Below are 3,618 nucleotides of genomic sequence, written 5' to 3' on the forward strand. Positions count from 1 at the left end.
ATAGACAAAGAATCCTGTTGAATCCAATATTCTTGAGTAGCCACCCAGCATGGTATCGCCAGTTGAAATGATTTGATTAGGATTTCGGGTAATTGCTCCATGTTGTGCTTGTGGCTCACCGTTATTGAGATTGAGGGCTTGAGCAAGGGCTTCAGAAATATAACCTTCTGCACCTTTTGAAATCTCGGCTAAGTCACGTTGATAGCGTTCCAATTCTTTGGTATTATAGGCATCAATCGCTTCATTCTCTTTTCTGGTTGCGGCTTCTTTTTCTTTATTACGTTTGGTAATAGCTTCAATCTCAGCTGCTCGATCTGAAACTAATTGTTGTTTCTCCTGATTAGCTTGATCTACTGCGGCTTGACCTGCACGGTTTTCAGCATCAACAGCTGCTTGACCAGCCTGATTACGCCTTTCAATGGCTTCATTATCTGCCTTTGCCTTAGCAAGTCCTGCTTCATTTTCTTTTTGAATGGCCTGATTTTTCGCAACAATATCATCTGCCTTGGTTTTCTTTGTTAGATAATCCGCTAATGCTTGTTCGTTGGCGGATTGGATAGTTTCAACAGCCTTACCAAAATTTCTGTAGTCAGATACAGATGTCCCATTTCCTGATGAAACTACTTGTTCTTTTACTGTCACGTCAGCATCTGCATACCGAGTTTTTAGGTCATTGACTTTGGTATCAACCCAAGCATTTGTCTCTTTACCAGTTTGGTTGGCCCCTTCGTAGGCCTGTGACAGCTCCTTATTTTCCTGTTCGATGCGAGCTTTTTCATCCACATAAGCTGCTTTGTCAGCTTTGTAGGTTTCAGTAACTTCGTTGATAGCCTCAACTTGATTTTGGGCATCTGCTTCTGCTTTTGAAATTTGTTGGTTAGTTTCTGCCGCAGAAGTTGTATTTCCTAAATCCATTTGGCTATCTTCAACCGTAGAAACACCTTCAGCCTTTGCCTCTTCAACTGCTTGTGTTACCGTATCATGTGGTACGGTAACAGCAATCGCTCCATTAGATTGTCCAGTTAACGCTAAAATTTCAGTTTGTTCAGATACAGGTTTTGGCTGTGCTTCTGGTAAATTTGTGGCTGGATTCTCCGTTCGTTGGATGTTGGTGTCAACTGATGATGTGACTTCATCAGCATGTGCAACCGTTCCTCCCCAAGCAACAACAGCCGTCACCATGGTTCCAAGGGCAACGGAACATAGAGTGCGATATTTTTTACTCTTGCGAAAGACGTGTTTCTCGCCTTTTTCCTGATTGACAAGAAAGTGATGATTACATGTTTTGGTCATAAATAGTCCTTCTTTTCTTTTATTCTTTAGCAACATACTGTCACTCTTTATTAGATACGAGGGCGTTAAGCGAGCACGACAAAAATAGAAGTTTTGACGAAGAACTTTCCGTTCTAGGAGAAACTCTCTTTTTTGTACAGCTCGTAGCCCAAGTTCAATACCATCATAAAAAAGAAGGCTTGATTTTGTTATCACAATAAATTGAGGGAGAAGAAAAAAGCCACCCATAAAAGTGGGTGACTAAAATAATTGATGTCTAAAGTTTATGGATTTCTTTTTCTAAATTAGCGATAGTTGTTAACAACTCTTCAAATGATGGCACAGACCCATAAAACATTTCTTTCATCTGGTTGTAATCTGATTCAATTTCATTCAATCTGTAATCATCTGGAAGTAATCTGATTCTTTCAATAGTTGCGTCTTCATATTTTGCCCATTTTCGAGGATAAAATTTTTCCTTAAATGAAACAACTTTCTCCAATAACTCTTGATTCATAAAGGCTCTATTCTTATAAATCGAATGGGCAAGACAGTAAATATCATAATAATGCCGTGCATAGCGTATAGGGATTTTACTATCTGCTGGTCTATTTGCCTCATGATGTAAAATTGTAGCTTTTTCCCAAAAGGTTCTCTCAGGTAAAACAGTCCTAACTGAAATACTATCTCCCACAAATAGCATAGGGTAAACCTTGTATAAATCAGGAGTAATCTCTACCATTTCAGAGGGTGTCCAGGCAGCTAAAGCACCAATTTCTAAGCGAATGACTTGCTTCACATACTCTGATTGGAAACTTGTCGGATATTCAAAAAGTACTGTTTGTGGGTCATTTACATCTATACTAATTTGAAAATCATCTTCAATCAGTTTCGCAAAATCTAACCTCATCTGTGGAATTAACGTATTCACAAGAAAGTCTTCTGCTTTTAAATTTGATTCCTTATTGAACTTGTCCTGTTGCGTATTTGAACGGGATTGCCACGGTTCGTCTTTACCATATCCAATAACCTGCCAATCCAAGATTAAATCAATATCTTCTGAGAATCGCTTAATTAAATCATAGCACTTAGAAAGACTTGTACCCCCTTTAAATGTAAAAGCATCCTTCCATTCACTCTTTGTAAAGAGATAGTTGAGTACGAAACAAACCCAATAATCTTTTTCAACGATCACTTCATTGATACCAAGTCTCTCCGCAGCATTTCTAATAATGGCTTGAAGGTCGTCTTTGGAAATTTTTTTAAATTCTAGCATCTTTAGGATTCTCCTATTTTTTTCAAGATTTTATAAATCCATGCACTGGTAGTCTTGCCTTCCTCAAGAAGTTTCTCTTTATCACTTTTAGTTAACCTTTTCTTAAGATAAAGAATCTGTTCTTCTGAAATATTATCTTTTCCAATAGCTTTGATGGCTTGAATAACTAGTGCAGTTAATTGTGACATATTTGAAATGGTACTGTTTGTTGTTCGCTTGAATACTAGCTTCGTATTTCCAATTAAAAAATTTACATACCGTCCATCAGAAATATATGTCCATTGAGCTGGAACTTGTGTTGACAACCCTAATAAATTTAAAGCTGTGTTCCCTGAAGGTGCAATTGTCCAATTATATTTTCTAGCAATGGCAATAGCCACTTCATTTATTGAAGGAGACTCAAATTCCCCAATCAACTCAATAAACCTTGGTTTGTAATACACACCGTTTACAATACGTTGAATCGTTCCATCGTTAACAAATCGATTCAAATTTTTTCTAATTGTCTCATAATCAGCGAGCTCTAAAAAATCATTTGAAATAAAGACTGTGCCGTCTGGCAGATTATCAATCTTACTATTTATTTTAGACTTTATGTTAATCAATTCCTCACCACCTTGTCCCAAATATTATACAATATTTGGGACAAAACGACAACTATCTTTCTGGAGATTATTTCGTCGTATAAGCAAAACTCAAGCTACTATCCACTCCAGATAATTTACGGAAGGTGTAGTTGGGATTACCATTATAATTGGTTTCGGAGATAAGGAATGAGCCATCTGGGTAGACTTTTTCGACGAAAGCCACATGACCGTATTCTGTTGGTGTGCCATGTCCTCCTCCCGCAAAGGAAAGTATAGCTCCTGCTTGCGGACTTGTCCCTGTCTCTCCACCTAGACTTGCGGCTGTTCGTACCCAATCTTGGCCATTGCCCATGGTACTGATAATTGGAATCTTCTCACCGTTTTTACCTTTGAGTTTTAGACCCAGTTGGTTGATACGGGCTGCAACTCCCCAAGTACATTGGCCGTAAGCGTAACCCATACCGTCACCACCTCCTGGAATAG

At 38.3% G+C, this 3,618-nt stretch carries 4 protein-coding genes; all 4 read right to left on the bottom strand.

From position 1 onward, the window contains the following. A partial coding sequence (locus ACHBHN_RS11130; RefSeq protein ID WP_394734141.1) for a putative cross-wall-targeting lipoprotein signal domain-containing proteiin occupies positions 1-1,293 on the bottom strand: 1,293 nt, incomplete at its 3' end. Between the two features lie 256 nt (positions 1,294-1,549). After that, complete coding sequence (locus tag ACHBHN_RS11135) at positions 1,550-2,548, bottom strand: nucleotidyl transferase AbiEii/AbiGii toxin family protein (protein WP_024376812.1); 999 nt, start codon at positions 2,546-2,548, stop codon at positions 1,550-1,552. A 2-nt stretch (positions 2,549-2,550) separates the two neighbouring features. Further along, entirely contained in the window at positions 2,551-3,153 is a 603-nt protein-coding gene (locus tag ACHBHN_RS11140; protein WP_044671295.1) for a DUF6088 family protein, read from the bottom strand. A gap of 67 nt (positions 3,154-3,220) precedes the next feature. Next, a partial coding sequence (locus tag ACHBHN_RS11145) for a CHAP domain-containing protein (RefSeq protein ID WP_394734142.1) occupies positions 3,221-3,618 on the bottom strand: 398 nt, incomplete at its 5' end.

The organism is Streptococcus sp. A22, assembly GCF_043674215.1.
Lineage (GTDB): Bacteria > Bacillota > Bacilli > Lactobacillales > Streptococcaceae > Streptococcus > Streptococcus suis_V.

Excerpts from the sequence above, each read along its gene's own strand:
- ACHBHN_RS11135 (WP_024376812.1), bottom strand. The coding sequence starts at position 2,548 with ATGCTAGAATTTAAAAAAATTTCCAAAGACGACCTTCAAGCCATTATT.